Here is a 26141-nt window from a genome sequence, read left to right as displayed (position 1 = left end):
AACACGAGCGTGACACAGCTGCCGGGCCTTCTCGACACGGACGCGATCCGCAAGGACTTCCCGCTGCTGGACCGCACGGTCCACGACGGGAAGAAGGTCGTGTACCTGGACAACGCGGCGACCTCCCAGAAGCCGAACCAGGTGCTCGACGCGCTGAACGACTACTACACGCGGCACAACGCCAACGTCCACCGCGGCGTGCACGTGCTCGCCGAGGAGGCCACGGCGCTGTACGAGGGAGCGCGCGACAAGGTCGCCGCCTTCGTCAACGCCCCGAGCCGCGACGAGGTGATCTTCACCAAGAACGCCTCGGAGTCGCTCAACCTCGTGGCGAACATGCTCGGCTGGGCCGACGAGCCCTACCGCGTCGACGACCGCACCGAGATCGTCATCACGGAGATGGAGCACCACTCCAACATCGTGCCCTGGCAGCTGCTGGCGCAGCGCACGGGCGCGAAGCTGAAGTGGTTCGGCCTCACCGACGACGGCCGCCTGGACCTGTCGAACATCGACGAGGTCATCACCGAGCGGACCAAGGTCGTCTCCTTCGTGCTGGTCTCCAACATCCTGGGCACGGTCAACCCGGTCGAGACGATCGTCCGCCGCGCCCAGGAGGTCGGCGCGCTGGTGGTGGTCGACGCCTCCCAGGCAGCCCCGCACATGGCGGTGGACGTCCAGGCGCTCCAGGCCGACTTCGTGGCCTTCACCGGCCACAAGATGTGCGGGCCGACCGGCATCGGCGTGCTGTGGGGCCGCCAGGAGCTGCTGGAGGACCTGCCGCCCTTCCTCGGCGGCGGCGAGATGATCGAGACCGTCTCGATGCACTCCTCCACCTACGCCCCCGCGCCCCACAAGTTCGAGGCGGGCACGCCGCCGATCGCGCAGGCCGTCGGCCTGGGCGCCGCCGTGGACTACCTCTCGGCGATCGGCATGGACCGCATCGCGGCCCACGAGCACGCGATCACCGAGTACGCGGTGCGCAGGCTCCAGGAGGTGCCCGAGCTGAGGATCATCGGCCCGTCCACGGCCGAGGACCGCGGCGCCGCGATCTCCTTCGCGCTCGGCGACATCCACCCCCACGACGTGGGCCAGGTGCTCGACGAGCAGGGCATCGCCGTCCGGGTCGGCCACCACTGCGCCAGGCCCGTCTGCCTGAGGTACGGAATTCCCGCGACCACCAGGGCGTCGTTCTATCTGTACTCCACTCCGGCGGAGGTCGACGCACTGGTGGAGGGGCTGGAACACGTACGGAACTTCTTCGGTTGATGTTCCGTGACCGACGACGGACGACCGCAGCGGCTGAAGGTGACTCGTGAAGCTTGACTCCATGTACCAGGACGTGATCCTGGACCACTACAAGCACCCGCACGGACGGGGGCTGCGCGACGGCGACGCCGAGGTGCACCACGTCAACCCGACGTGCGGCGACGAGATCACCCTGCGGGTGAGGATGGACGGCTCCACCGTCGCGGACGTCAGCTACGAGGGGCAGGGCTGCTCCATCAGCCAGGCCAGCGCCTCGGTGCTGAACGAACTGCTGGTCGGCAAGGAACTGGCCGAGGCCCGGAGGGTCCAGGAGACCTTCCTGGAGCTGATGCAGTCCAAGGGCCGGATCGAGCCCGACGACGCGATGGAGGAGGTCCTGGAGGACGCGGTCGCGTTCGCCGGGGTCTCCAAGTACCCGGCACGCGTGAAGTGTGCCCTGCTGAGCTGGATGGCATGGAAGGACGCCACCGCCCAGGCCCTGGGCGACGGTTCCGCCGAGGAGAAGGCCGGGCAGAAGGCCGAGGAGAGGACCGCATGAGCGAGACGCCGACCACGACGAAGCCGGCGAGCGAGGACGAGGTCCGCGAGGCCCTGTACGACGTGGTGGACCCCGAGCTGGGCATCGACGTCGTCAACCTGGGCCTGGTCTACGGCATCCACGTCGACGACGACAACACCGCCACGCTGGACATGACGCTGACGTCCGCGGCCTGCCCGCTGACCGACGTGATCGAGGACCAGGCGAAGTCGGCGACCGACGGCATCGTCAACGAACTGCGCATCAACTGGGTCTGGATGCCGCCGTGGGGCCCGGACAAGATCACCGACGAGGGCCGCGAGCAGCTCCGCGCGCTCGGCTTCAACGTCTGAGGCACCCGGACGCCCGGACGCCCGGGCCCCAGCGCCTTCCCCGCCGGCCGGGGCCCCTCGCGGGCCCCGGCCGGCGGCGTGCGCGCCCACGGGCGCGCACGGGGCGGTCGGCGGCCCCGCCGCACCGCTGCGTAGCCTCGGCGCATGGCGTATCTGATGCTGGCCTGCGCGATCCTGGCCGAGGTGCTGGCGACCACCTCGATGAAGTACAGCGACGGTTTCACCCGGCTGTGGCCCACCCTGGGGACCGCCGCCGGATACCTGGTCGCGTTCGTCCTGCTCGCGCAGACGCTGAAGACCATGTCCGTGGGCACCGCGTACGCGATCTGGTCGGGCGTGGGAACCGCCGCCATCGCCGTGATCGGCATGGTCTTCATCGGAGAGGCGGTCACCGCCGCCAGAATCACCGGAATCCTCCTGGTCATCGCCGGTGTGGTGGTGCTCAACCTGGGCGGCGGCGGCCACTGACGGCGCCGCCGCGAGGCCGCCGTGAACCCTCTCGCCCCCATCGGGCAACAACGGGTGAACCGACCACCCGCAGGGCACAGACGGGGGAACCCACGTGGCCGATCCACCGGCGGACGACGCCGCCATCATCGAGGACTCCAGAGAGCGGCCCGAGGTCTTCGCGCGCCTGTACGACCGGCACGCCGCCGACATCCACCGCTATGTGGCGCGGCGGCTGGGCGACGGCATGGCGGACGACCTCACCGCGGAGACCTTCCTGATCGCCTTCAGACAGCGTTCCCGCTACGACACCGGCCGTTCCGGGGCCCGGCCCTGGCTGTACGGCATCGCCGCCAACCTCATCGGCAGGCACCGCCGCCACGAGGTCCGCTCCCTGCGCGCCCTCGCCCGCACCGGGACGGACCCGGTCGCCGACTCCTGGACGGACTGGGTCGACGGCGCCGACAGCCGGGTGGCGGCCCAGGCCGCCTCCGGCCCCCTGGCCGCCGCGCTCGCCGGACTCTCCGCCGGCGACCGGCACGTACTGCTCCTGGTGGCCTGGGCGGACCTGACCTACCAGGAGGTCGCCGACGCGCTGGACATCCCCGTCGGCACGGTTCGCTCACGGCTCAGCCGGGCCCGCCGCAAGGTGCGCACCGCGCTCGGCGGAGACCCCACCCTGGCCAGCGATACCGCGGAGGTGCCCAGCCATGGATGAGATGACCCGGGTGCGCGAATTCCGCGCCGACGCCCCGGCCCCCGACCGGGCACGCCTCGCCCCCGGCCGGCGGCGGCTGCTGGACGCGGCGGAGCGCGGAGCCCGTCCCCGCCGGCTGCGGGCCGACTGGCGGCTTGCCGTCGCCGGGGCGGCCGTCGCGGTCACCGCGGCGGCGTTCGCGGGCAGCCAGCTGGCGGGCGGAGGAGCCGACACCGCCGCGCCGCCGGCCGCCTCCTCGATCCGGTCGCACGTGGACCTGACGGACGCGGCCACCGTACTGCGGCACGCCGCCGACACCGTCGAGCGGCTTCCCGACCCCGAGCCCCGCGACGGCCAGTGGACCTACGTCCGGACCCGGCAGGGGGCCACGGAGAACGGCGGCCACCAGGAACCCAGCACCCAGGAGAGCTGGTACCGCTACGACGACCCCGAGTTCGAGAACTGGAAGGAGGGCGACGACCACTCCCCGCGCGAGCGGTTCCGCTTCCTCGCCTCCCTGCCCGACGACCCGGAGAAGGCGCTGGCAAGGATCCGCTGGTTCTACCCGTCCGACGGAGGCGGCGAGCCCTCCGGCGACACCCCGCGGGAGCCCAGGGACGCGCACCACTACCGGGCGGCCGGCGTGCTGATCAAGTCCTACCCGATGGCGCACCAGGGGCTGGCCAGGCTCTACCGGGCCCTGGCGACGGTGGACGGGGTGGAGGTGGTGGACCACCTGGTGAAGGACGCGGCCGGACGGGACGCCATCGCCCTGTACTTCGAGGACGGCGAGAAGGGGCCGGCCGGATTCCCCGAGACCACGGACCTGCTGCTCATCGACCCTGACACCTACACCTACCTCGGGACGCGGTCGACGGTGGCCGAGGACTTCACCGATGAGCTCCCGGACGGCACCGTGCACGAGCTGAGGAAGGGACAGGTCCTCTGGGACACCGCGGTCCTGCGCACCGCCCTCGTCGACGCCGAGGGGCGGCGCCCCTGACGCCGGGGCGGAGTGGTGCGCACGTACAGCCGCGGCCCGCCCACGGGGGTGGCGGGCCGCGGCGGTGCGCGCCGGGCCGGGAGAGCGCGGGGGTGCGGGACGGTGCGCGGGGCAGCACGCGGGGGAGGCCGTACGCGTCCGGCCGATGGGACCGGTTCGCGCTCGCGGAAGGTGTCCGGTTAGCGTTTGGCCATGACCGAAGCACCCGCATCCGCACCCCGTACGACCGGCGCAGCAGCCGCCGGACTGGCCACCGTCGCGCTCGACGGGGGCGCCGTACTCGACACCTGGTTCCCCGCGCCCGAACTGGCCGACGCACCCGGCCCCGCCGGCACCGAGCGGCTGAGCGCCGAGCGCGCCGCCGAGCTGCTGGGCGACGCCGCGCCGCAGGCACTGGGCCCGGACCCGGTCCGCGGTGTCGAGGTCATCGCCGTCCGCACCGTCGTCGGCTCGCTGGACGACAAGCCTCTGGACGCGCACGACGCCTACCTGCGGCTGCACCTGCTAAGCCACCGCCTGGTGAGGCCGCACGGCCAGAACCTGGACGGGATCTTCGGCCTGCTCGCCAACGTGGCCTGGACCAACCTCGGCCCCGTTCCCGTCGAGAGGGTCGAGCAGGTCCGTCTCGCCGCCCGCGCCGAGGGCAGGCAGCTCACGGTCACCAGCGTCGACAAGTTCCCCCGGATGACCGACTACGTCATCCCCAAGGGCGTGCGCATCGGGGACGCCGACCGTGTGCGCCTGGGCGCCCACCTCGCCTCCGGCACCACCGTCATGCACGAGGGCTTCGTCAACTTCAACGCCGGAACGCTGGGCACCTCCATGGTGGAGGGCCGCATCAGCGCGGGCGTCGTCGTCGGAGACGGCTCCGACATCGGCGGCGGCGCCTCGATCATGGGCACCCTCTCCGGCGGCGGCAAGCAGACCATCTCCATCGGCGAGCGGTGCCTGCTGGGCGCCGAGGCCGGCATCGGCATCTCGCTGGGCGACGACTGCGTCGTGGAGGCGGGCCTCTACCTGACGGCCGGCACCCGCGTCACCCTGCCCGACGGCAAGGTCGTCAAGGCGCTGGAGATGTCCGGTGCGAACAACCTCCTGTTCCGCCGCAACTCCACCACCGGAGCCGTCGAGGCCCTCCAGCGCTCCGGCTCCTGGGGCGGTCTGAACGAGGCCCTGCACAGCCACAACTGACGCCGCGCCGGGTACGTCCCCCGGCACCGGGCATCCGTCCGGGCCCGCCGCCTCCCCCGGGCGGCGGGCCCGTTACGCTGTGCGGCCATGGGCGATCTCATGACCGGAGTGCGGTATCTGGGCCAGGGCCAGAAGTGGGTCCTGCGCAACCGACGGTGGTTCGGCTTCGGGCTGCTGCCCGCGCTCATCACCCTGGTGCTCTACACGGCGGCCCTGGTCGCCCTCGGCTTCTGGGCCGACGATCTGGCCGCCTGGGCCACGCCCTTCGCCGACGACTGGTCCTCGCCCTGGGCCGGGCTGCTGCGCGGCACGTTCACCGTGCTGCTGTTCGCCGGCGGCCTGCTGATGGCGGTGCTCACCTTCACCGCCGTCACACTGCTGGTCGGGGACCCCTTCTACGAGTCCCTGTCGGAGAAGGTCGAGGAGTCCGAGGGCGGCTGCCCCGAGGGCCCGGACGTGTCGCTGCTGCGCGGGTTGTGGATCTCCCTGTGCGACAGCCTCTACGTCCTGGCGTGGGCCCTGCCCTTCGGCTTGGTGCTGCTCCTGCTCGGCTTCGTGCCCGTCGTCGGCCAGACGGTCGTGCCCGTCGCCGGTCTCGCCGTCTCGGGGTTCTTCCTGGCGCTGGAACTCACCTCGGTCGCCATGCAGCGCCGTGACATCCCCGTCCGCGAGCGGCTGCGACTGCTGCGCGGACGCAAGGCGCTGGCGGTCGGCTTCGGGGGGCCGCTGGCACTGTGCTTCCTGGTGCCGCTGGCCGCGGTCCTCCTGATGCCGGGCGCGGTCGCGGGCGCCGCCCTCCTGGTGCGGGACCTGGTGGGTGCGCCCGCGGACGGGGAACCGGCCGCACGGGAGCCGGGGGAGCCGCAGGGGCCGCGCGGACCGCAGGGGATGTGGGCCAAGCCGGACCGCCCGGACGGGACCGCCTGAGGAGCCCGGGGCGTCCGGGCCCCGCGGGGCCCGGAGGACCGGGAGGACCGGCGGGGCCTAGGAGGAGGACAGCGTCCTCCTGAGGGCGTCGGCCAGCCGCGCGGTCAGCTCCTCGTCGGCCGCGAGCAGCGGCGGGCGCACCGGACCGCCCGGCAGCCCGGCCGCCGCGAACAGCGCCTTGACCGAAACCGCGCCGGGCACCTGGGACGTCATCGCGTCGACCAGCGGCACCAGGGCCTGGTGGCGCCGGGCGGCCTCGGTGTGGTCGCCGGCGTCGAAGGCGTCCAGGACGCCGCGTACGGCCGGGCCCGCCACGTTGGCGACCGTGCTCACACAGCCGTGGGCGCCGATCGCGCGCAGCGGCAGGTTCATCTCGTCGCAGCCGGAGTAGTGGACCAGCCCGGTGGAACCCAGCACCTTCGCCGTCTTCATCAGGTCGTAGGCGCAGTCCTTGACCGCGCGGATGCGCGGGTGCCCGGCGAGCCGGGTCAGCGTCCGCGCCGTCAGCGCGGTGCCCTCCCCGGTGCGGGCGGGGGCGTCGTGGAGCATCACCGGCAGGGCGGTGGCGTCGGCGACGGTGGCCAGATGGCGGGCGATGGCCTCCTGGGTGGGGCGCGAGTAGTACGGCGTGACGACCAGCAGGCCGTGGGCGCCCGCATCCTCGGCCGCCCGGGCCAGTTCCGCCGAGTGCCGGGTGTCGCCGGACCAGACGCCGGCGACGATCCGGGCCCGGTCGCCGACCTCCTCGGCCACGGCCCGCACCAGCGCGGTCTTCTCGTCGTCGGACGTGGTCGGGGACTCGCCGGTGGCACCGCCCAGCACCAGGGCGTCGCAGCCGCCCCGGTCCACCAGATGGGCGGCCAGCCGCCGGGCGCCGGGGAGGTCCAGGGCGCCGGAGGAGTCGAACGGGGTGATCATGGCGGCGGCGACGCGGCCGAAGGGGGAGTCGGGCATGCGCGCGAGTCTGGCCCATGCGGAAGCGGCCGGTCCAACCGGCTTTGCCGGCGGCGGCCCCGGCCCGCCTCGCGTTGGCGGGGGAGCCCGGCGGTGCGGGGAACCGTTCCGGCGGGAGCCTTCCGCAGGCCGGTCTCCTCTCCGCAACCGGCCGTGCGAGGACCACGGCGGTCGCGCCCCGCGCGCCCGGCGCCCCGCGCCCCGGAACGCGCCGGCCGTGCCGCATCCCCGGAAGGGGGACGGCACGGCCGGCGCCCGCGGGAGTGCCCCCGTGTCAGGGACGGAAGCGGATCACCTGGGGGTCGTGGTCGCTCGCCTGGTCGGCGAACTCCGCGTTGACGTGCACGATGTCGTAGTCGAAGCGGCCGATGCCCGGGGAGACCAGGGTCTGGTCCAGCACCTGGGCGTTGCCGTCGTAGACGTAGGTGTAGCGCTCCTCCTCGGGCAGCGAGAGCACCGCGCTGCGCAGCGCGCCGCCCGCGGTCAGCTCGCGGGTGGTGGCGGAGAACTCGAAGTCGTTGATGTCGCCGAGGACGACGACGTTCGCCTTCCTCTCCACCGCCAGTACCTGCCGCACGAAGTGGTTGACCACCCTCGCCTGCGCGGTGCGCTGGACCTCGGAGGAGCGGTTGGGCGGCTGGACGGCAGCGTGCAGGGACTGGTCGCCGCCCTTGGAGGCGAAGTGGTTGGCGACCACGATGACGGTGCGCCCGCGGAAGCGGAACTCGCCGGCCAGCGGCTTGCGGCTGTCCTCCCAGGCCGTGTCGTTCGGCGCGACGCGGGCGGGGGAGTGGGTCAGCACGGCCCGGCCGCGCTCGCGCTCCACGCCGACCGCGGTGGTGGCGCCGCCGCCGGGTCGGTCCACGAAGGCGACCCGCTCGGGGTTGAAGAGGAAGACGTTGCGGATGTTGCCGCCGGGCTGGCCGCCGTCGGCGTCGTCGACCGGCTCGACGGAGCGCCACTCGTAGCGCGGGCCGCCCGCGGCCGCGATGGCGTCGGTGAACTTCGCCAGCGTGGCGTCGGCGGAGACCACCTCGTCGTTCACCGGGCCGTTGTCGTCCTGGATCTCCTCCAGGGCGAGGATGTCGGGGGAGGCGAGGTTCTCCACCACGCCCCGGGCCAGCCGGCCGAACTTCTCCTGGTCGTTGCCGGGGTGGAGGTTCTCGACGTTGTAGGTGGCCACGGCCAGTTCGCCGCGGCGCTGGGCGCGGGTGCGCTCGCGCTCCAGGCCGCGGTCCTCGACCTCGCCCAGCTCGCGGGCCACCACGTGGTAGCCGCCGTACTGCTCGTAGTCCAGCGGGCCGGTGGCGCCGGCCAGCACGTCGCCGGTGTTCGCGGTGGGGAAGGGCTCCTGGGACAGCGGGGTGAGCGACTCGACCTTGAGGCGGCCGGAGTTCTGCTCGTCGTAGCCGCCGTAGACGGTGCCGCCGCGCACCGAGGGGTTCTGCTCCGGCCTGACGGTCACCCACAGTTCGGCGTACCGGGTGCTGGGGCCGGTCACGCGGGCGTCGTCGATGCGTACGTCCATGCCCTCCAGGGACTCGTACAGGTCCAGGGCGTAGGCCCGCGGGCGCAGTTCGAGCCCCTCGACGCTCCCGCCGGCGGCCGGGTCGCCCTGGGGCGCGTACGCCTCGGGGACGGAGGCGGAGTCCAGGGTCACCGGGGCCGGCAGGGGGTTGCCGGAGGAGACGACGGTCACCTGGGGGCGGGATATCTGGGTGAGGGTCTGGTTGCCCGACGAGTTGCCGCCGGGACGGTACTCGGTGACCGTGCCCGAGACCCGCACCAGGTCCCCGACGGCCACCTTGGGAACCGAGCCGGTGAAGACGAAGAGGCCCTCGCTGGTGGCCGGGTCCCCGTCGGGGGCGGTGTCCTGCATCCAGAAGCCGCGCGAGCCGTAGGTGCGCACGCCGGTGACGACGCCGGAGACCTGTGACACCTGCTCGCCCGCCAGCGGTGAGACGCGGGTGGTGCCCTGGATGTCGTGGATGCGGACGGTGTCGGCCGTTTCCGCCGCCGAGGCGGGGACGGCCAGCAGCGTCGAGGTCAGGGCTGCGACGGTGAGTGCGGCGGTACGGGCCGCCTGGGATCTGCTCAAGGGGTCCCTCCGGGACGGTGCTGTGAGTGCCGGACGTGCTGGACGTGCCGGATGTGCTGGGGGGAGAAAGCCGGAGTGCGGTGACGCTGCCCGTGGTTCGCACTGTGCGGTCTCTACGCGCGTAACGTGCCGCTCTGGTCAGGTGCTTGTCAAGCGGTTGCCGGTGTACGCGGGCGGAAGGGCCGGTGAACCGGACGGTGGGGGCGGAAGCCGTCTACGCTGGGGCAGCGATCACAACGCCCGCCTCATCGAATCGAGGAGCGCCTCCCCCATGACCGGTGACGACCGTCCCACCGCGCCGCCCGTACGGCTGCCCGCCGAAGCCGAACTGGCACGGGACGCGCTGGCCTCGCCGCTGCTGTCCCGGGCCGCCCGGCTCGCGCGCTGGGCCGGGGAGGGGATCCGGGTCGGAGCCGGGGGCGAGCTGTCCGACGAGTCGCTGGCGCGGGCCGCCGCCCACCTCGGCCTCGGCGGGGAGGAGGACGGGCTCGCGCACGCCGAGCGTGCGTGGGACACGGCTCTGGACACCGGCCTGCTGGAGGTCCGCGAGGACGACGGGCACGGCGGAAGCGGTGCCGAGGGCGGCGAGGACGGAGGGGAGGGCACGGCGGTCCCCGGCGAGGAGCTGTCCCTGCTCACCGGGGGCGCCCCCGCCGACGTACTGGACATCTGGCGCGACGGCCTGGAGGCGGCCCTCGCGGACGCCGCCGCCCCCGCCCTGGAGGACCTGCTCGGCGAACCGGGCGCCGACGGCGAGGACGGCCGGTTCGACCCCGAGTCCATCGACCTCGACGCGCTCGACTGGGATCCGGAGGAGGAGGCCGACTTCCTCGACGGGGCCCTGGGCAACCTCTACGTCCTGACCGCGACCGACCCCGCCGTGACGGCCGGGGCGATGGTGCCGCTGCCGGTGCTCGCCGCCTCGATGGTCGCCCCCGAGGACATGGACCACCCCACCGACTCCGTCCTGGAGGACGTCTCGGTGGCGATGGTGAGGCTGGACGAGCAGTTCCGGATGCTGGAGCCGGCCGGGATCGTCGACTACCGGCCGGTGGACGCGGCCCTGATCGAGGAGGCCGACGGCGGTGAACCCGGCGAACGCGCCGGCCTCGGCGAACCCGACGGCCCCGCGGTCCCGGACGAGGAGGACGTGGCCCGCTACGGCATGGTCCGCCTGACCCCGCTCGGCCTGTACGGCGTACGGCAGCGGCTGCTGGAGGCGGGGGTCCACGCCCCGGTCGTGGGCGATCTGGCGGAGGAGGGCGCCCAGGCGCTGCTGGCCGCCCTGCCCGGCCACGGCGAGGACGCCGCCCGCGACGAGATCGAACTGTGGCTCGCCCGGCGCACCCCCCTGGACGCCGCCCGCGAACTCCTGGCCGCCGCCCGCGGCGACGACCGGGACGCGCCGCGCCGCCGTCTGGCCTGCCAGCAGGCGCTCTCGCTCACCGGAGCGGAGGCCGAGCCCGCCCTGCGGGAGGTCCTCGACGACGGCCAGCTGGGCGGACTGGCCCGGGTGTGGCTCTCCGAGCGCGGCTTCGCCGACGTGCCGGCGCCGTCGGAGGAGATGGTGTTCTGGCTGACCGTGGACACCCTGGCCGCGCAGCTGGCCACCGAGGGGGACGGGGGCGACTCGGAGGAACTGCGCGAGCTGGTGCGCGGCCTGGTCGACCAGCACAGCGGCTTCTTCGACAAGGCCTGGCGCGTCGACCACCCGGCGACCGGGGAGGTGCTGGAGGCGATGAGCCGCGTGCACCCCGACCGCAAGGCGGCCAAGGACGCCCGCAAGGCGGCGTACAGGGCGCGGTCGCGCGGCTGAGCCGACCGGTTCGGCCCGCGTTCAACCCGCGTTCGCCGGAGGGCGGGATCGTGGTCGGCGCCGTGCCATCGCGCGAAGCCGACGGGAGAGACGATGCCGACCAGCAGCGAAGTCAGTCGCCCAGACCTCACCAGGCGGTCGGTCGTGGCCGGGGCCGGGATCGCCCTCACGGGCGGTGCGGGCATCCTGGCCGGCACCTCGGGCGCGTTCGGCGCCCCGGGCCGCGACGACCACGACGACCGCGGAGAGCGCGACGGGCACCGCGGGCGGGGTGAGGGCGGCGGACCGCGGGGCTACGGTCCGCTGGTGCCCGACCCCGAAGGGGTGCTCGCCCTGCCCGCGGGTTTCTCGTACCGCGTCCTCACGCACTGCGGCGTCACCCGGCTGGAGACCGGCGAGTACACCCCCGCCGGGCACGACGGCACCGCCGCCTTCGAGGGGCCCAGGGGCAGGACGCTGCTGGTCAACAACCACGAGCTGAAGGGCCCCCGCGGCGACTGGGAGCACCCGGTGCCGCTCGCCGAGGGGCTGGTCTACGATCCGGCCGCCGCCGGGGGCTGCACGGTCGTGGAGGTCTCGCACGACGGGGAGAAGCTCGCCGAGTGGGTGGGCATCGCCGGCACCTCCACCAACTGCGCGGGCGGGGTGACACCCTGGGGCACCTGGCTGACCTGCGAGGAGAACTCCGACCGGGCCGGTGAGAGGGGCATGACCCGCGACCACGGCTACGTCTTCGAGGTCGACCCGCGCGACCGGCGCGCCAACCGCGACCCGAAGCCGGTCAAGGCGCTGGGCCGCTTCGACCACGAGGCCGTCGTCGTGGACCCGCGGCGCGGCCACATGTACCTGACCGAGGACGACTCCGACCCCAACGGCCTGTTCTTCCGGTGGGTGCCGCCGCACGGCTTCCGGCACGGGCGGGGGAGGCTGCGCTCGCTGGCCGACGACGCGGGCGTCCTCCAGGCGTTCCGCTGCTTCGACTCCGGCGGCCGGTTCGTCGACGACCTCTCCCGCGCGGTGCGCCCCGGCACGGTCTACGGGGTGGACTGGGTGGACGTCCCCGACCGCGACGCCCGCGAGGTGCCCGTGCGCAGGCAGTTCGGCGTGGGCGAGGTCACCCGCGCCCGCAAGCTGGAGGGCATGTGGTGGGCCGACGGCGGCGCGTACCTGGTCGCCTCCTACGCCCGTGACGAGGACAGCCCCGGTGAACCGCACGACGGCCAGGTGTGGTTCTACGACCCCCGGCGCCGCACCCTCACCCTCAGGCTGCGCTTCGGGGTCAACCGCGACGCGTACGAGCCCGGCGGCCTCGACGGCCCGGACAACATCACGGTCTCGCCGTACGGCGGGGTGATCATCGCCGAGGACGGCGAGGGGCTCCAGCACCTGATGGCCGCGGACGACCGCGGCCGGGCGTTCCCGATCGCGCGCAACGAGGTGAACATCGGCACGCAGGAGCAGCCGGAGTACAGCGAGTTCGCCGGGGTCTGCTTCTCGGGGGACGGCCGGACGCTGTTCGCCGGGATCCAGGAGCCCGGCATCCTGCTGGCGATCACCGGTCCCTGGCAGCGCCGCTGAGCAGCGGTTGAGCAGCCGCTGAGCCGCCGCCGAGCAGTGGCCGGGCCGCTCTCGGCGGCGGCTCGCGACGAGGCGGGGAGCGTACGGAAGGGCCCGCGGGGGGTCGTCTCCCGCGGGCCCTTCCGTGTCACCCGGCGCCGGGTCGGCGCTGTGCGCGGCCCCTTCAGGCCGCGGTGGTCATCCCCTGCCGCTCGGCCGCCCGCCACAGGCTCCGCAGCCGGTCCAGCTCGGCGAGCTCCGCCCGGGACCAGGGACGGTCTCCGTGTGCGCGTACGAAGGCGCGCAGCGCCTCGTTCGCCTGGGCGGGCGTCTGGGGCCGGGGGGCGGGGGATCCTTGCTCGGGAGTGGTGGACATGTGACCAGCGTAGGGGCTGGGTATGACAGCGGCAGGTCCCGCCGATTTCCCTTCCGCCGCGTAATTCAAACCTCAATCGCTCCGCAAATGCCCGAAATCGCCGCTGACCTGCGAATACGGCTTCCGGTTCGGGGAGTTGGGCCTGCCGGGGCAGTCGGCGGATGCGACGGATATCACTTCTCCCGGCCCTCCCGCGGTACGGCCGGAGCCCCGCGGCAAGCCTCTTCACGACTCCTGCGCGACTCCTCCTCCACTCCTCTCCGAGTTCCGGCGGCCGTCCCCCGCGGCCGGCCTTCCGCGCCGGCTCCGCTAAAGGGCCGCACCGCCCGGCTTCACCATGCCGCGGACGGTGCGGGAGTCCACGTAGTCGCCCAGCGCCGTCATCTCCCACTCGCCCGAGAACTGGCGGATCAGCTTGCACATCAGCACACCCGTGCGCGGCTCGGAACCCGTCAGGTCGAAGCGGACCAGCTCCTCGCCGGTGGCGGCGTCCAGCAGGCGGCAGTACGCCTTGGCGACCTCGGTGAACTTCTGCCCGGAGAAGGAGTTGACCGTGAAGACCAGCCCCGTCACCTGCGGCGGCAGGCCGCCCAGGTGGACGGTGATGGCCTCGTCGTCGCCCGCGCCCTCGCCGGTGAGATTGTCGCCGGAGTGCTGGATCGTCCCGTTCAGGATGGCGAGCTTGCCGAAGTAGCAGTTGTCGATCTTCTTGCGATTGGCGTCGTAGGCGATGACCGACGCGTCGAGGTCGACGTCCTTGCCGCGGAAGGCGGGCTCCCAGCCCAGGCCCATCCGGACCGAGGTCAGCAGCGGTTTTCCGCCCTTGACCAGGGACACGGTCTGGTGTTTCCGCAGGTCGACACGGCCCTTGTCCAGGTTGATCTTCCCGGTGGCGGCAGCGGCGGCGGGAGCGGGGGCCGCAGGAGCGGCGGGCGGCGCGGCCGGCACGGCCGGCGCTGTGGGCGCCGCGGGCGCGGCCGGCGCGGCGGGCTCCTCCACCGTCACACCGAAGTCCGTGGCGATGCCCGCCAGCCCGTCGGCGTACCCCTGGCCGACCGCGCGGACCTTCCAGGCGCCGCCCCTGCGGTACACCTCGACGACCACCAGCGCCGTCTCCTGACCCAGCCGGGGCGGGGTGAAGGTGGCCACGACCGCGCCGCTCGCCGCGTCCCGCACGGTCGCGGTGGGCTCGGTGCCGGCGAAGGTCGCGCCCGGCGCGTCGAGGCTGGCCGTCACCACGATCTTCTCGATGCCGGCGGGCACCGCGGCGGTGTCCACCGTGATGGTGTCGAGGCCGCCTGCGGAACTGTGGGCCACCCCCGGGGCGGAGGGCTGGTTGTAGAAGACGAAGTCGTCGTCGGAGCGCACCTTCCCGTCGGCGGCGATCAGCAGGCCGGAGACGTCGAGCCGCGCCGGCGCGGTGACGTCCACCGCCACACGCGCGGTGGGCAGCGGAAGGTTCGAACCGGGAGTCATTGCAGTCATGGTCCGGATAACGGACCACGTCGGTTTACGGTTCCATTACCCTCCCCCGTCCGGGGCGCGCTCCGCACCCGGGCCGCAGCCGGGGCGTGCCGAGCCTCAGCGGGGCGGGCGCGAGTGGCCGAAGAACAGGCGGTAGGCGATCAGCAGCACCAGGGAGCCACCCACCGCCGATACCCACAGGGCCGGGTCGTAGAAGTCCCGCTCCACCGGGCGGTCCAGGTAGGTCGCCGACAGCCAGCCGCCCACGAACGCCCCGACGATGCCGATGAGCGTGGTGCCCACCAACCCGCCCGGGTCGCGTCCGGGCAGCAGGATCTTGGCGACGACTCCCGTGACCAGTCCGAGCACCAGCCAGCTCACGATGTCCACGATCGAACCCCTCCCCGCCGCGGGCCCCGCCCGCGGTCCGTGATCTTCGCGGGCCATCATGCCCGAACGGGGCGCCCTCGAACACCTTCCGGCCGGGCGGCAGCAGCGGTGCGGAACGTGCCGCCCGGCCGGAAGGCGTCCGGGACCCGCGCCGGTCCCGCTGCCGCCCGGCGGCACCGGTGGGCGGGACGCACGGGGGCGGACGCCATGGCTTGTCACTGAATGACGTTCACGTCCATGGACGCGCAGGAGGGTTCGGCCGGGTCCCGCCGGGAACGCCATGGTGCGGGAGTGCTGGTCAGTCCGTGGGATCCGGTAACCGGTCGGACCCCGCGCGCTGTTCAGGTATGCGTACATGCGGCACCATCGTGGGCGTCCGTCCGGAGGGGCGCGGGGGCAGCCGCGGTCCGGTCCTGTGATCCGGCCTCCGCCCGTCCCGCCCCCGCCGCCCACCCCGGTCCGGCCGTCCGACCCTGTCCGACCCATCTCACACCAAGGAGCCGCCGATGCGCGCTTCCGCGTTCGTCTACCCCTGGGACGTCGTCGGCGACCCGGCCGCCGCCCGCCGGATCGCCGACCTCGGCGTCGAGCAGGTCACCCTCGCCTCCGCCTACCACTCCACCAGGGCGCTCACCCCCCGCCACCCGCGCCACCGCGTCGTCGCCGCCCGGCACTCCGCCGTCTACTACCCGGTGGACCCGGCCCGCTGGGAGGGCCTGCGGCTGCGTCCGTACGCGCAGGACTGGGTCGCGGGCGAGGACCCGTACGGCGAGGCCGCGGCCGCTCTTGCCGACGCCGGTCTGGAGGTGCACTCCTGGGTGATCCTCGCCCACAACACCCGGCTCGGCGGCGAGCACCCGGACCTGACCGTCCGCAACGCCTACGGCGACCGCTACCCCTGGGCGCCCTGCATCGCGAGGGAGGAGGTGCGCGCCTACGCCGCGGCCCTGGCCGCCGAGGCCGCCGTACGGCCCGGGGCGCGCGGGGTGGAGCTGGAGTCCTGCGGCTGGTACGGGCTGGGGCACCTGAGCGCCCATGACAAGACCGGCGGGGTGCGGCTGGACGGGGCCGGCCAGTACCTGATGTCGCTGTGCTTCTGCCCGGGGTGCGAGGCGGGGTACGCCGCGCACGGCGCCGACCCCGGGCGGCTGCGGCGCGCCGTAGCCGGAGCGCTGGAGCCGCTGTGGCGCGGGGAGCGCGGCGAGGGCGGGGAGCGCGAGAAGGCGTCCGGCGGGCGCGAGCGGGAGTGGGAGGAGGTGGGGAAACTGCTGGGGCAGGAGCTCGCCGAGGCCGCGGCGGGCTGGCGCGACCAGGTAGCGAGCGCTTTCCAAACCGAGGTCGTGACAGCCGTGCGGAAGGCCGCCGAGGCCCGGCGGACGGAAGGATTCCGGGTGCTGCTGCACGCCGATCCGGCACCCCACCGCTGCGGCGCCAACGTCGGTGTGGACCCCGCCGGCGTCCTCGCCCTGGCCGACGGGGTGGTGCTGCCGTGCACCGGGGACGGCGCCGAACGCGAGGCCGTCCTGGCGCCCTTCGGCCCGCACCGGACCCCCTCCACCGTGCTCGCCGCCAACCTCACGGTGGTCGGGGGGATGGGCGGGCGCCCGGCGGAGCTGGCCGAGGACGCCGCGCACGCCCGGGAGCTGGGGGCGGACGAGCTGCGGCTGTACCACGCCGGTCTGGCCTCCGACGCGGACCTGGCGGCCGTGCGCGCCGCGCTGTCCCGGTCGGCCTGAGCCTGCGCGAGCACGGCGCGCGGCAGCTCCGCGTGATCGTCGGCGCACCCGTCGTCGCGTACGGTAAGCGCTTTCAGGGCGGTCTCCGAAAGTTCTGTCAGAACCGTTGACGGAGCCCGGGGGCCGCCCTACTTTCGTCCCACCGCACGTCGTACGCGATACGTCATACGCCATATCTCGTACGTCATATACGAGATGCCGTATACGGGTGTGCGCCGCATCCCGAGTGCCGCGCACGCCGCCGCCCGTACGCCCGTCGCCACAGCCGACCTGAGAGCCGACCGCATGAGAGCCCCCCTGACCGGTCTCGCACCGGTACCCGTCCCCTCCAGGACGCAGTACGTCATGGAGCATCTGACCCACGCCATCCTCACCGGGCAGCTCCCGCCCGGGCAGCCGCTGGTGGAGACCGAGCTGGCCGCGCGGTTCGGCGTGTCCAAGACCCCGGTCCGCGAGGCGCTGAAGACCCTCGCGGGCCGCGGGCTGGTCGTGATGAGCGAGTACAAGGGCGCCACCGTGCGCACCGTGGACGCCTCGATGGCCCGCTCGGTCTACGACGTGCGGCTGCTGCTGGAGCCGGAGGCGCTGCGCCGCACCGTCACGGCGAAGGCGGACCTGGCCGGGGCCCGGGCCGCGCTGGAGCGGGCCGACGCCGCCGCCGACCGGGCCGACCGCTCGCTGGCCAACCGGGACTTCCACCGGGCCCTGTACCTGCCCTGCGGCAACCCGCTGCTGACGCGGATGCTGGACGACCTGCGCGACCAGGCGGCCCTGGTGTCCACCGTCGCCTGGGAGGCCGTGCCCTCCTGGGAGCACGAGGCCGCCGAGCACCGGGAGATCCTCGCCCGGGCCCTGGACGGGGACGCCGACGGCGCGGCCCGGCTGCTGCGCGACCACATCGAGGGATTCGTCCGCCGGGCCTTCCCGGCCGTGGAGAACCAGGAAGGTCAGGTCCAGGCATGACGGACTTCTCCCCCCAGCGGGCCGCGCTCGCCGATGTCGTGGCGATCCCGGTCACACCGTTCGACGAGCGGGACCGGCTGGACGCGGACACCTACCGGGCCCTGGTCCGCCGGCTGCTGGACGCCGGGATCCGCACCGTCACCCCCAACGGCAACACCGGCGAGTTCTACTCCCTCACCCCCGAGGAGCGCCGGCTGGAGGTCGAACTGACCATGGCCGAGGTCCGGGAGGCCGGAGGGGGCGCCGAGGTCGTCGTGGGCGTCGGCCACGACCCGGCCACCGCGGTCGCCGCCGCCGAGCAGGCCCGCGACGCGGGGGCGGGCATGGTGATGGTCCACCAGCCCGTCAACCCCTATGTCTCGCAGGCCGGCTGGGTGGACTACCACCGGGCCGTCGCCGAGGCCGTCCCGGAGGTGGGCGTCGTCCCCTACCTGCGCAACCCCCTCATCGACGGCTCGGCCCTCGCCCGGCTCGGCGAGGCGTGCCCCAACGTCATCGGCGTCAAGTACGCCGTCCCCGACGCCGCGCGCTTCGCCGCCTTCGCCCGCGACGCCGGCCCGGAGCGCTTCGTGTGGGTGGCCGGACTCGCCGAGCTGTACGCGCCGGCCTACTTCGCCTGCGGCGCCACCGGCTTCACCTCCGGCCTGGTCAACGTGGCCCCGCGGATCTCGCTTGAGATGCTCCGCGCCCTGCGGGCGGGGGACTTCGGCGCCGCGATGGAGGTGTGGGAGAGCATCCGCGTCTTCGAGGACCTGCGCGCCGCGCAGCAGTCGGCCAACAACGTCTCCGTCGTCAAGGAGGCCCTGGCCCACCTCGGCCTGTGCCGCCGCGACGTGCGCCCGCCGAGCCGGACGCTGCCCGAGGAGCAGCGCGCCGAGATCGCCGGGATCGTCAAGGGATGGGAGGCGGCATGACCGGCCGGAACGACCAGCACGACCGCAGCGACCAGCACGGCGGGAGCGGCTCCCGCACCCGCCGCGCCCTCGGGGAACTGCGCAGCCACCAGTGGTACGGCACCGACGGACTGCGCTCCTTCAGCCACCGCGCCCGCACCCGGCAGCTCGGCTACCTCCCCGAGGAGCACCTGGGCAAGCCGGTCATCGCGATCCTCAACACCTGGTCCGACATCAACCCCTGCCACCAGCACCTGCGCGAGCGCGCCGAGGCGGTCAAACGGGGGGTGTGGCAGGCCGGCGGCTTCCCCCTGGAGTTCCCCGTCTCCACCCTCTCGGAGACCTTCCAGAAGCCCACCCCCATGCTCTACCGCAACCTGCTCTCCCTGGAGACCGAGGAGCTGCTGCGCTCCTACCCGGTGGACGGCGCGGTGCTGATGGGCGGCTGCGACAAGACCACCCCCGCCCTGCTGATGGGCGCGGCCAGCGCCGACCTGCCCACCGTCTTCGTCCCCGCCGGGCCCATGCTGCGCGGCCACTGGCGCGGCGAGACCCTCGGCTCGGGCACCGACATGTGGAAGTACTGGGACGACAAGCGCGCCGGCCTCATCGGCGACTGCGAGATGGCCGAACTGGAGTGCGGCCTGGCCCGCTCGCCCGGCCACTGCATGACCATGGGCACCGCCTCCACCATGACCGGCGCGGCCGAGGTGCTGGGCGTGACCATGCCCGGAGCGTCGTCCATCCCCGCCGTCGACTCCGGCCACTCCCGGATGGCCGCCGCGGCCGGGCGCCGGATCGTGGAGATGGCGTGGGAGGACCGCAGGCTCTCCACCGTCCTGACCCGCGAGGCGTACGAGGACGCCGTCGCCGCCGTGTGCGCGCTGGGCGGCTCCACCAACGCCGTCATCCATCTGATCGCCATGGCCGGGCGGTCGGGCGTCGGCCTCACCCTGGACGACTTCGACCGGATCGCCCGCACCACGCCCGTGCTGGCCAACCTCAGGCCCGGCGGGAAGTACCTGATGGAGGACTTCCACTACGCGGGCGGCATGCCCGGCTTCCTCTCCCGGCTGCGGGACCACCTCCACCTGGAGCGGCCCACCGTCGCCCACGACACGCTGCGCGAGCAGATCGCCGGCGCCCTCGTCCACGACGACGACGTCATCCGCACCGCCGGCAACCCGCTCGCGGCCGAGGGAGGCGTGGCCGTGCTGCGCGGCAACCTCGCCCCGGACGGCGCGGTCATCAAGCACATCGCCGCCGAGCAGCACCTGCTGAAGCACACCGGCCCGGCGGTCGTCTTCGACGACTACCGCACCATGCAGGCCACCATCAACGATCCCGGTCTCGGCATCACCGCCGAGAGCGTGCTGGTGCTGCGCGGATCGGGCCCGCTGGGCGGGCCGGGCATGCCGGAGTACGGGATGCTGCCGATCCCCGACCACCTGCTCAAGCAGGGCGTGCGCGACATGGTCCGCCTCTCCGACGCCCGGATGAGCGGCACCAGTTACGGCGCCTGCGTCCTGCACATCGCCCCCGAGTCCCATGTGGGCGGACCGCTGGCCCTGGTGGAGACCGGCGACCTGGTCACCCTCGACGTGGCCGCGCGCACCCTGCGCCTGGAGGTCGACGACGCCGAGCTGGAGCGTCGGCGCGCCGCCTGGCGCCCGCCCGAGCGGCGCTACGGACGCGGCTACGGGGCGCTGTACGAGGAGCACATCACCCAGGCCGACACCGGCTGCGACTTCGCCTTCCTCGCCCGCCCCGGCGAGGTCCCCGAACCCTACGCGGGCTGAGCGTCCGCGCCGCGCCACCGCACCACAGACCGTCCGAACCACCCGCCGACACGACCTCTCGAACGACGTTCGACAGTCATTCGACGACAGAACGGAGCACCGGCAATGGCCCTCACCGCCGTGCCGAAGAAGCGCGCCCTGCCGGGGAGGCCGGGCAGACCCGGTGGACCCGGGAAATCCGGAAAAGGGGGCAGGCCCGGGCTCACCGGGAAGCGCGGCCTGCCGTACGTACTGATCGCGCCCGCCGGGCTGCTGATGCTGGGCTTCATCGCCTACCCGATGCTCAGCGTCCTCTACTACAGCCTCCAGCACTACAACGTCACCAAGCCCTGGCGGAACGGCTTCGCGGGTCTGGACAACTTCCGCGAGATCTTCTTCGAGGACCCGCTGTTCTGGCAGACCCTCGCCTTCAGCGCCAAGTGGGTCGTCGCCGAGGTCGGCCTCCAGCTCCTCTTCGGCCTGGCGCTCGCACTGATCGTCAACCAGACGTTCGTCGGCCGCGGCATCGCCCGGGCCCTGGTCTTCTCGCCCTGGGCCGTCTCCGGTGTGCTCACCACCACCATCTGGATCCTGCTGTACAACCCCTCCACGGGCCTGAGCCGCTACCTGGCGGACGCCGGCATCGGCGAGTACGGCACCTCGGTCCTCTCCGACACCGGAACCGTCTTCTGGGCCGCCGTCCTGGCCGAACTGTGGCGCGGCGTCCCCTTCTTCGCGATCCTCATCCTCGCCGACCTGCAGTCCATCTCCAAGGACCTGTACGAGGCGGCCTCGGTGGACGGCGCGAGCCGCTTCCGGCAGTTCTGGCACATCACCCTGCCGCACCTGAAGGACGCGATCATCCTCTCCACCCTGCTGCGCGCGGTGTGGGAGTTCAACAACGTCGACCTGCTCTACACCCTCACCGGCGGCGGACCGGCCGGCGTGACCACCACGCTCCCGCTCTACGTCGCCAACACCGGCATCGACGGCCACGACTTCGGCTACGCCTCCGCGCTGACCACCGTGGCCTTCGTGATCCTGCTCTTCTGCTCGATCCTCTATCTGCGCCTGAGCAAGTTCGGAGGCGACGACAAGTGACCGCAGCAATCGCGGAGAAGGGCGCCCAGGTGCCCGCCCCGGCCGACGGGGAGACTCCGCCCCCGGCCCGGAGGAAGGCACGGCAGCGCAGACTCGACGACGGGCCGCCGCGCTGGCAGATCTACGTGCCCCTGGGCATCTACCTGCTCTTCACCCTCATCCCCTTCTACTGGATGCTGCTGTTCGCGCTCCGCCCCTCCGGCTCCACCTCGCTGGTGCCCTGGCCGATGACCGGAGAGCACTTCGAGAAGGTCTGGAACGAGCGCAGCTTCGGCACCTACTTCCTCAACAGCACCCAGGTCGGCATCGCCTCGATGGTGATGACGATGGCGGTGGCCCTGGCCGGCGGGTACGCCCTGGCGCGCTTCCGGTTCCGGCTGAAGAACGCCTTCATGCTGGCGCTGCTGTGCTCGCAGTTCATCCCCGGCGCGCTGATGCTGGTCCCGCTGTTCGAGACCTTCAGGGGCCTCCAGCTCATCAACTCCATGTGGAGCGTGATCATCGCGGAGACGGTCTTCCAGCTTCCGCTGTCGATGATCCTGATCAGCGGCTTCATCAAGAACGTCCCCGAGTCGCTGGAGGAGGCCGCCTGGGTGGACGGCTGCTCCCGGCTGCGGGCGTTCATGGCCATCGTGCTGCCGATGCTGCGGCCCGGGCTGATCGCGGTGGGCTCCTTCGCCTTCGTGCACAGCTGGAACCACTTCCTGTTCGCCCTGATGTTCCTCTCCTCGCAGGAGAAGCAGACGATCCCGGTGGGCCTGAACACCCTCATCGGCTCGGACAGCGTGGACCTGGGCGCGCTCGCGGCGGGCGGCGTGGTCGCCGCCGTGCCCGTGGTGATCATCTTCGCCTTCATCCAGAAGTGGCTGATCACCGGCTTCAGCGCGGGGGCGGTGAAGGGCTGATGACTTCCGCCGCCTCCGCCCCCGCCCCTGACACCGCCCGCCCCCTGCCGGTCGTGCTGGCCGGCGCCCGCGGCCACGGCCGCTGGCACCTGGCCAACATCCGCCGCCTCGCGCAGGAGGGCCTGGTCCGCCTGGCCGGGGTCTGCGAACTGACGCCGCTGGACGGGAACGAGCTGGACGGCCTCGGCGCCCCCGAGCAGTCGGCCGACTTCGCCGCGCTGCTGGAGAGCACCGGCGCGCGGATCGCCGTGGTGTGCACCCCGATCCACACCCACACCGACCTGGCGCTGGCCGCCGCCGAGCGGGGCGTGCACCTGCTGCTGGAGAAGCCGCCCGCGCCCTCGTACGCGGAGTTCGAGCGGATGGTGCGAGGGGTGCGGGCGGCGGGCGTCGCCTGCCAGGTCGGCTTCCAGTCGCTGGGCTCGCACGCCGTCACCGCCGTGCGCGGCCTGATCGCCGACGGCGCGATCGGCACGGTGCGCGGCATCGGCGCGGCCGGCGCCTGGAGCCGCGACCTGGCCTACTGGGAGCGGGCCCCCTGGGCCGGCCGGCGCAGGCTGGAGGGCCGGGACGTGGTGGACGGAGTCCTCACCAACCCCCTGGCCCACGCGGTGGCCACCGCGCTGCGCATCGACGGCGGCGACCGCGCCGAGGACGTCGCCGGCATCGAACTGGAGCTGTACCGCGCCAACGCCATCGAGTCCGACGACACCTCCTGCGTCCGGCTGCGCACCGCGCGCGGCGACGGCACGACGGGCGAGATCACCGCGGCCGTGACACTGTGCGCCGAGCGGCCCGGCGAGCCCTACGTCGTCGTCCACGGCACCGGCGGCCGGATCACCTTCTGGTACAAGCAGGACCGCCTGCTGCTGGAGCGCGACGGGCACGCTCCCGAGACCACCGAGCACGCCCGCACCGACCTGCTGCGCAACCTCGTGGCCCACCTCGCCGGCGGAGAGGAGCTGCTGGTGCCGCCCGAGCGCACCGGCGCCTTCATGCGGCTGGTGGAGGCCGTGCGCACCGCGCCCGAACCGCGCCCGCTGCCCGGCGGCGCCTGGCGCACCGAGCCCGGCACCGGCGGCGACGGCTCCGCCCGGCGGATCGTCACCGGCATCGACGACCTGGTCGCGGCGGGGGCCCGGGAGCTGGCCCTGTACTCCGAGCTGTCCGACGGCTCCGGCCCGCGCGCACCCTGGGCCGTCCCCGCGGCGGAGCCCGTGCAGGAGCCCGAGCCGAAGCCCGCGCGTGAGCCCGAGCGGAAGGGAGCCGTGGCATGAGCGACCCGCACCCGCACACCGCCGGCGCCGTCGAACTGCGCTGCGGCGGGCAGGCCGTGGCCCGCTACGAGTACCGGCCGCACCTGGCCCGGCGGGAGTCGCCGCGCCCCTACCTGCACCCCGTCCGGACCCTGGGCGGCACCGCCGTCACCGAGCTGCGGCCCGCCGACCACGTGCACCACCTCGGGGTGAGCATGGCCGTCCCCGACGTCGGCGGCGCCAACTTCTGGGGCGGGCGCACCTTCGTCCGCGACCGGGGGCCGGTGGAGCTGGACAACCACGGACGCCAGAGCCACCTGGGCTGGCCGGAACTGCGCGAGGACGGCTTCACCGAGGAGATCGCCTGGCAGCGGGAGGGACGGCGGCTGCTGACCGAGCGCCGCACCGTCACCGCCCGGGCGCTGGGGGAGGACTGCTGGGCGCTGGACTTCGCCACCGAGCTCACCAACGTCTGCGGCGAGGAGCTGTCGGTGGGCAGCCCGGCCACCAACGGCCGCCCCGGCGCCGGCTACGGCGGCTTCTTCTGGCGCCCGCCCGTCGGCCCCCGCCCGCCGGAGGTGTTCACCGAGGACGCCGAGGGCGAGGAGGCGGTGCACGGCTCGCGAGCGCCCTGGCTGGCCATGGCGACCGACGCCTGGACGCTGGTGTTCGCCGGGGCCACCGAGGACACCCGCGGCGACCGGTGGTTCGTACGCGCCGCCGAGTACCCGGGCGTGGGCTCCGCACTGGCCTGGGACCGCAGACTGCCGCTGCCCGCAGGGCGGCCGGTGGTGCGGCGGGTGGTCACCGGTGTCGCCGACGGGCGGCTGGAGAGGGCCGCCGCCGCCGAGGTCGCCGCCCGGCTCACCGGGAAGGAGGCGGCCCGATGACGGTCCTCCCGGCGACCGCGCCCCCCGCCGCCCCGGCCGGCACGTACCGCAACCCGGTGCTGGACGCCGACTGGTCCGACCCCGACGCCGTCCGCGTCGGCGACGACTACTACCTGACCGCCTCCAGCTTCGGCCGCGCCCCCGGACTGCCGATCCTCCACTCCCGCGACCTGGTCAACTGGCGGATCATCGGCCACGCCCTGAAGCGGCTGGAGCCGGAGCAGGCGTTCACCGCCCCGCGCCACGACTGCGGGGTGTGGGCGCCGTCCATCCGCCACCACGCCGGCCGCTTCTGGATCTTCTGGGGCGACCCCGACCACGGCATCTACCAGATCAGCGCCGAGGACGTACGGGGCCCGTGGAGCAGACCGCACCTGCTGAAGGCCGGCCGCGGACTGATCGACCCCTGCCCGCTGTGGGACGACGACGGCCGCGCCTATCTGGTGCACGCCTGGGCGAAGTCCCGCTCCGGGACCAAGAACCGGCTCACCGGCCACCGGATGAGCCCCGACGGCCGCGAACTGCTCGACGCCGGCCGCACGGTCGTCGACGGCGACGCGCTGCCCGGCTGGTTCACCCTGGAGGGCCCCAAGCTCTACCGGCACGGCGGCTGGTACTGGATCTTCGCCCCGGCCGGGGGAGTGGAGACCGGCTGGCAGGGCGCGTTCCGCTCCCGGGACGTCTTCGGCCCCTACGAGGAGCGCATCGTGCTCGCCCAGGGCCGCACCAACGTCAACGGCCCGCACCAGGGGGCGTGGGTGCGGGCGGCCGACGGCTCCGACTGGTTCCTCCACTTCCAGCAGCGCGGCGCGTACGGGCGGGTGGTGCACCTGCAGCCGATGGACTGGGACGGGCACGGCTGGCCGGTGATCGGCGACGGGGGCGAGCCCGTCGCCGCCCACCGCCCGCCCGTCCCCGCCGAGAGCCCGGCGGCCCCCGCCACCGACGACGACTTCCCCGGCGGCCGCTTCGGCCACCAGTGGTCGTGGACCGCCAATCCGGGGCAGGGCTGGACGGTCGCCCACGGCGGTGACGGGCTGCGGCTGGTCTGCCGCCGCACCGCCGACGCCCACGACCTGCGCCGGCTGCCGAACGTACTGGTCCAGCGGATGCCCGGCCGCCCGTGCACGGTCGAGGTCGAGCTGCGGCTGGACGGCGCGGTCGCCGGCGCCAGGGCCGGACTGGCCGTCCTGGGCGACGCGTTCGCCTGGATCGGCCTGGAGCGGGACGCCCTCGGGACCCGTCTGGTGCACCGCTTCGCCGAGCCCGCCGCCGAACACGAGCGGGACGCCGCGCACTCCCGGCCCGCACCGAGCGGCCGCGCGCACCTTCGCATCGAACTCCTCCCCGGCGCCCGCTGCCTGTTCTCGGCGCGCACCGGGGACGACACCGCCTTCCGCCCCTCCGGCCCGCCCTTCGCCGCGACCCCATGGCGCTGGGTGGGCGCCCAGCTCGGCCTGTTCGCCGCCGCCCCCGAGGGCGGCGGGCCGGCCGGAACCGCGGCCTTCACACGGTTCCGCGTCACCTGATCCGGTCCGCCGGACACCACCGCACCCGGACAAC

The 26141-nt window shown here is 73.7% G+C and carries 24 protein-coding genes; 19 read left to right on the top strand and 5 right to left on the bottom strand.

All coding sequences use genetic code 11. From position 1 onward, the window contains the following. Positions 1 to 9: 9 nt before the first annotated feature. The 8 genes from ACLIYP_RS06930 (at position 10) to ACLIYP_RS06895 (ending at position 6401) form a co-directional block, all read left to right on the top strand. On the top strand, positions 10 to 1266 hold the full coding sequence (locus ACLIYP_RS06930; RefSeq protein WP_412712249.1) for a cysteine desulfurase: 1257 nt from the start codon (positions 10 to 12) through the stop codon (positions 1264 to 1266). A 46-nt stretch (positions 1267 to 1312) separates the two neighbouring features. Then, positions 1313 to 1804 (top strand): Fe-S cluster assembly sulfur transfer protein SufU, encoded by a 492-nt coding sequence (sufU, locus tag ACLIYP_RS06925; RefSeq protein WP_093655403.1) that lies wholly within the window; start codon positions 1313 to 1315, stop codon positions 1802 to 1804. Then, complete coding sequence (locus ACLIYP_RS06920) at positions 1801 to 2136, top strand: metal-sulfur cluster assembly factor (RefSeq protein WP_093655405.1); 336 nt, start codon at positions 1801 to 1803, stop codon at positions 2134 to 2136. The genes sufU and ACLIYP_RS06920 overlap by 4 nt, the downstream gene beginning before the upstream one ends. A gap of 144 nt (positions 2137 to 2280) precedes the next feature. Further along, positions 2281 to 2604: a DMT family transporter gene (locus tag ACLIYP_RS06915; RefSeq protein WP_410539018.1), complete on the top strand. Its 324-nt coding sequence runs from the start codon at positions 2281 to 2283 to the stop codon at positions 2602 to 2604. Positions 2605 to 2698: 94 nt separating this feature from the next. Further along, positions 2699 to 3301 carry an RNA polymerase sigma factor gene (locus ACLIYP_RS06910; RefSeq protein ID WP_412712248.1) on the top strand — a complete coding sequence of 201 codons (603 nt, stop codon included), beginning with the start codon at positions 2699 to 2701 and terminating at the stop codon, positions 3299 to 3301. Continuing rightward, positions 3294 to 4283, top strand: a complete 990-nt coding sequence (locus ACLIYP_RS06905; RefSeq protein WP_412712247.1) for a CU044_5270 family protein — start codon at positions 3294 to 3296, stop codon at positions 4281 to 4283. The genes ACLIYP_RS06910 and ACLIYP_RS06905 overlap by 8 nt, the downstream gene beginning before the upstream one ends. A 192-nt stretch (positions 4284 to 4475) precedes the next feature. Further along, positions 4476 to 5474, top strand: a complete 999-nt coding sequence (dapD, locus tag ACLIYP_RS06900; RefSeq protein WP_412712246.1) for a 2,3,4,5-tetrahydropyridine-2,6-dicarboxylate N-succinyltransferase — start codon at positions 4476 to 4478, stop codon at positions 5472 to 5474. 87 nt (positions 5475 to 5561) lie between these two features. Further along, positions 5562 to 6401 carry an EI24 domain-containing protein gene (locus tag ACLIYP_RS06895; protein WP_412712245.1) on the top strand — a complete coding sequence of 280 codons (840 nt, stop codon included), beginning with the start codon at positions 5562 to 5564 and terminating at the stop codon, positions 6399 to 6401. A gap of 57 nt (positions 6402 to 6458) precedes the next feature. On the opposite strand, the gene dapA is transcribed toward ACLIYP_RS06895, so the two are convergent. Both dapA and ACLIYP_RS06885 read right to left on the bottom strand, forming a co-directional pair. Next, positions 6459 to 7355 (bottom strand): 4-hydroxy-tetrahydrodipicolinate synthase, encoded by an 897-nt coding sequence (gene dapA, locus ACLIYP_RS06890; protein ID WP_412712244.1) that lies wholly within the window; start codon positions 7353 to 7355, stop codon positions 6459 to 6461. Positions 7356 to 7629: 274 nt separating this feature from the next. Continuing rightward, positions 7630 to 9453, bottom strand: a complete 1824-nt coding sequence (locus ACLIYP_RS06885; RefSeq protein WP_412712243.1) for an endonuclease/exonuclease/phosphatase family protein — start codon at positions 9451 to 9453, stop codon at positions 7630 to 7632. A 271-nt stretch (positions 9454 to 9724) separates the two neighbouring features. Between ACLIYP_RS06885 and ACLIYP_RS06880 the strand changes: the two genes are divergently transcribed. Continuing rightward, positions 9725 to 11269: a hypothetical protein gene (locus ACLIYP_RS06880; RefSeq protein WP_412712242.1), complete on the top strand. Its 1545-nt coding sequence runs from the start codon at positions 9725 to 9727 to the stop codon at positions 11267 to 11269. Between the two features lie 93 nt (positions 11270 to 11362). Beyond that, positions 11363 to 12847 (top strand): alkaline phosphatase PhoX, encoded by a 1485-nt coding sequence (locus ACLIYP_RS06875; RefSeq protein WP_412712241.1) that lies wholly within the window; start codon positions 11363 to 11365, stop codon positions 12845 to 12847. Positions 12848 to 13010: 163 nt separating this feature from the next. Here ACLIYP_RS06875 and ACLIYP_RS06870 read toward each other — a convergent pair whose 3' ends face one another. The 3 genes from ACLIYP_RS06870 to ACLIYP_RS06860 all read right to left on the bottom strand — a co-directional run bounded on the left by ACLIYP_RS06870 (position 13011) and on the right by ACLIYP_RS06860 (position 15056). Then, positions 13011 to 13202 (bottom strand): hypothetical protein, encoded by a 192-nt coding sequence (locus ACLIYP_RS06870; protein ID WP_412712240.1) that lies wholly within the window; start codon positions 13200 to 13202, stop codon positions 13011 to 13013. A 309-nt stretch (positions 13203 to 13511) separates the two neighbouring features. Then, on the bottom strand, positions 13512 to 14678 hold the full coding sequence (locus tag ACLIYP_RS06865; protein WP_412712259.1) for a TerD family protein: 1167 nt from the start codon (positions 14676 to 14678) through the stop codon (positions 13512 to 13514). A 105-nt stretch (positions 14679 to 14783) separates the two neighbouring features. Further along, complete coding sequence (locus ACLIYP_RS06860; RefSeq protein ID WP_412712239.1) at positions 14784 to 15056, bottom strand: GlsB/YeaQ/YmgE family stress response membrane protein; 273 nt, start codon at positions 15054 to 15056, stop codon at positions 14784 to 14786. A 506-nt stretch (positions 15057 to 15562) separates the two neighbouring features. Here ACLIYP_RS06860 and ACLIYP_RS06855 point away from each other — a divergent pair. The 9 genes from ACLIYP_RS06855 (at position 15563) to ACLIYP_RS06815 (ending at position 26107) form a co-directional block, all read left to right on the top strand. Then, positions 15563 to 16792 (top strand): hypothetical protein, encoded by a 1230-nt coding sequence (locus ACLIYP_RS06855; protein WP_412712238.1) that lies wholly within the window; start codon positions 15563 to 15565, stop codon positions 16790 to 16792. A 285-nt stretch (positions 16793 to 17077) separates the two neighbouring features. Beyond that, positions 17078 to 17755, top strand: a complete 678-nt coding sequence (locus ACLIYP_RS06850; protein ID WP_410540421.1) for a GntR family transcriptional regulator — start codon at positions 17078 to 17080, stop codon at positions 17753 to 17755. Continuing rightward, positions 17752 to 18669, top strand: coding sequence for a dihydrodipicolinate synthase family protein (locus tag ACLIYP_RS06845; RefSeq protein ID WP_412712237.1), 918 nt, complete (start codon positions 17752 to 17754; stop codon positions 18667 to 18669). Before ACLIYP_RS06850 ends, ACLIYP_RS06845 begins: the two co-directional genes overlap by 4 nt. Beyond that, positions 18666 to 20447: an L-arabinonate dehydratase gene (araD, locus tag ACLIYP_RS06840; protein ID WP_412712236.1), complete on the top strand. Its 1782-nt coding sequence runs from the start codon at positions 18666 to 18668 to the stop codon at positions 20445 to 20447. Before ACLIYP_RS06845 ends, araD begins: the two co-directional genes overlap by 4 nt. A gap of 105 nt (positions 20448 to 20552) precedes the next feature. Next, positions 20553 to 21527, top strand: coding sequence for a carbohydrate ABC transporter permease (locus tag ACLIYP_RS06835; protein ID WP_412712235.1), 975 nt, complete (start codon positions 20553 to 20555; stop codon positions 21525 to 21527). Continuing rightward, the gene (locus tag ACLIYP_RS06830; protein WP_412712234.1) at positions 21524 to 22432 is read left to right on the top strand and encodes a carbohydrate ABC transporter permease; all 909 of its coding nucleotides are present in this window, start codon (positions 21524 to 21526) and stop codon (positions 22430 to 22432) included. The genes ACLIYP_RS06835 and ACLIYP_RS06830 overlap by 4 nt, the downstream gene beginning before the upstream one ends. Next, complete coding sequence (locus ACLIYP_RS06825; RefSeq protein ID WP_412712233.1) at positions 22432 to 23709, top strand: Gfo/Idh/MocA family protein; 1278 nt, start codon at positions 22432 to 22434, stop codon at positions 23707 to 23709. Before ACLIYP_RS06830 ends, ACLIYP_RS06825 begins: the two co-directional genes overlap by 1 nt. Beyond that, a complete protein-coding gene (locus ACLIYP_RS06820) occupies positions 23706 to 24578 on the top strand; it encodes a DUF6807 domain-containing protein (RefSeq protein WP_412712232.1) in 873 nt (290 codons plus the stop codon). Before ACLIYP_RS06825 ends, ACLIYP_RS06820 begins: the two co-directional genes overlap by 4 nt. After that, a complete protein-coding gene (locus ACLIYP_RS06815; protein WP_412712231.1) occupies positions 24575 to 26107 on the top strand; it encodes a glycoside hydrolase family 43 protein in 1533 nt (510 codons plus the stop codon). The genes ACLIYP_RS06820 and ACLIYP_RS06815 overlap by 4 nt, the downstream gene beginning before the upstream one ends. Positions 26108 to 26141: the final 34 nt, after the last annotated feature.

Source organism: Streptomyces nanhaiensis, assembly GCF_046614825.1.
Lineage (GTDB): Bacteria > Actinomycetota > Actinomycetes > Streptomycetales > Streptomycetaceae > Streptomyces > Streptomyces radiopugnans.
The sequence above is the reverse complement of the archived record's forward strand: the minus strand, read 5'-3'. Positions and strand labels throughout refer to the sequence as shown.

Bases quoted from the DNA above. Each gene is read 5' to 3' on its own strand.
- ACLIYP_RS06920 (WP_093655405.1), top strand. From the start codon at position 1,801: ATGAGCGAGACGCCGACCACGACGAAGCCGGCGAGCGAGGACGAGGTC.
- ACLIYP_RS06915 (WP_410539018.1), top strand. From the start codon at position 2,281: ATGGCGTATCTGATGCTGGCCTGCGCGATCCTGGCCGAGGTGCTGGCG.
- ACLIYP_RS06905 (WP_412712247.1), top strand. From the start codon at position 3,294: ATGGATGAGATGACCCGGGTGCGCGAATTCCGCGCCGACGCCCCGGCC.
- dapD (WP_412712246.1), top strand. From the start codon at position 4,476: ATGACCGAAGCACCCGCATCCGCACCCCGTACGACCGGCGCAGCAGCC.
- ACLIYP_RS06895 (WP_412712245.1), top strand. From the start codon at position 5,562: ATGGGCGATCTCATGACCGGAGTGCGGTATCTGGGCCAGGGCCAGAAG.
- dapA (WP_412712244.1), bottom strand. From the start codon at position 7,355: ATGCCCGACTCCCCCTTCGGCCGCGTCGCCGCCGCCATGATCACCCCG.
- ACLIYP_RS06880 (WP_412712242.1), top strand. From the start codon at position 9,725: ATGACCGGTGACGACCGTCCCACCGCGCCGCCCGTACGGCTGCCCGCC.
- ACLIYP_RS06875 (WP_412712241.1), top strand. From the start codon at position 11,363: ATGCCGACCAGCAGCGAAGTCAGTCGCCCAGACCTCACCAGGCGGTCG.
- ACLIYP_RS06870 (WP_412712240.1), bottom strand. From the start codon at position 13,202: ATGTCCACCACTCCCGAGCAAGGATCCCCCGCCCCCCGGCCCCAGACG.
- ACLIYP_RS06865 (WP_412712259.1), bottom strand. From the start codon at position 14,678: ATGACTCCCGGTTCGAACCTTCCGCTGCCCACCGCGCGTGTGGCGGTG.
- ACLIYP_RS06855 (WP_412712238.1), top strand. From the start codon at position 15,563: ATGCGCGCTTCCGCGTTCGTCTACCCCTGGGACGTCGTCGGCGACCCG.
- ACLIYP_RS06850 (WP_410540421.1), top strand. From the start codon at position 17,078: ATGAGAGCCCCCCTGACCGGTCTCGCACCGGTACCCGTCCCCTCCAGG.
- ACLIYP_RS06845 (WP_412712237.1), top strand. From the start codon at position 17,752: ATGACGGACTTCTCCCCCCAGCGGGCCGCGCTCGCCGATGTCGTGGCG.
- araD (WP_412712236.1), top strand. From the start codon at position 18,666: ATGACCGGCCGGAACGACCAGCACGACCGCAGCGACCAGCACGGCGGG.
- ACLIYP_RS06835 (WP_412712235.1), top strand. From the start codon at position 20,553: ATGGCCCTCACCGCCGTGCCGAAGAAGCGCGCCCTGCCGGGGAGGCCG.
- ACLIYP_RS06825 (WP_412712233.1), top strand. From the start codon at position 22,432: ATGACTTCCGCCGCCTCCGCCCCCGCCCCTGACACCGCCCGCCCCCTG.
- ACLIYP_RS06820 (WP_412712232.1), top strand. From the start codon at position 23,706: ATGAGCGACCCGCACCCGCACACCGCCGGCGCCGTCGAACTGCGCTGC.
- ACLIYP_RS06815 (WP_412712231.1), top strand. From the start codon at position 24,575: ATGACGGTCCTCCCGGCGACCGCGCCCCCCGCCGCCCCGGCCGGCACG.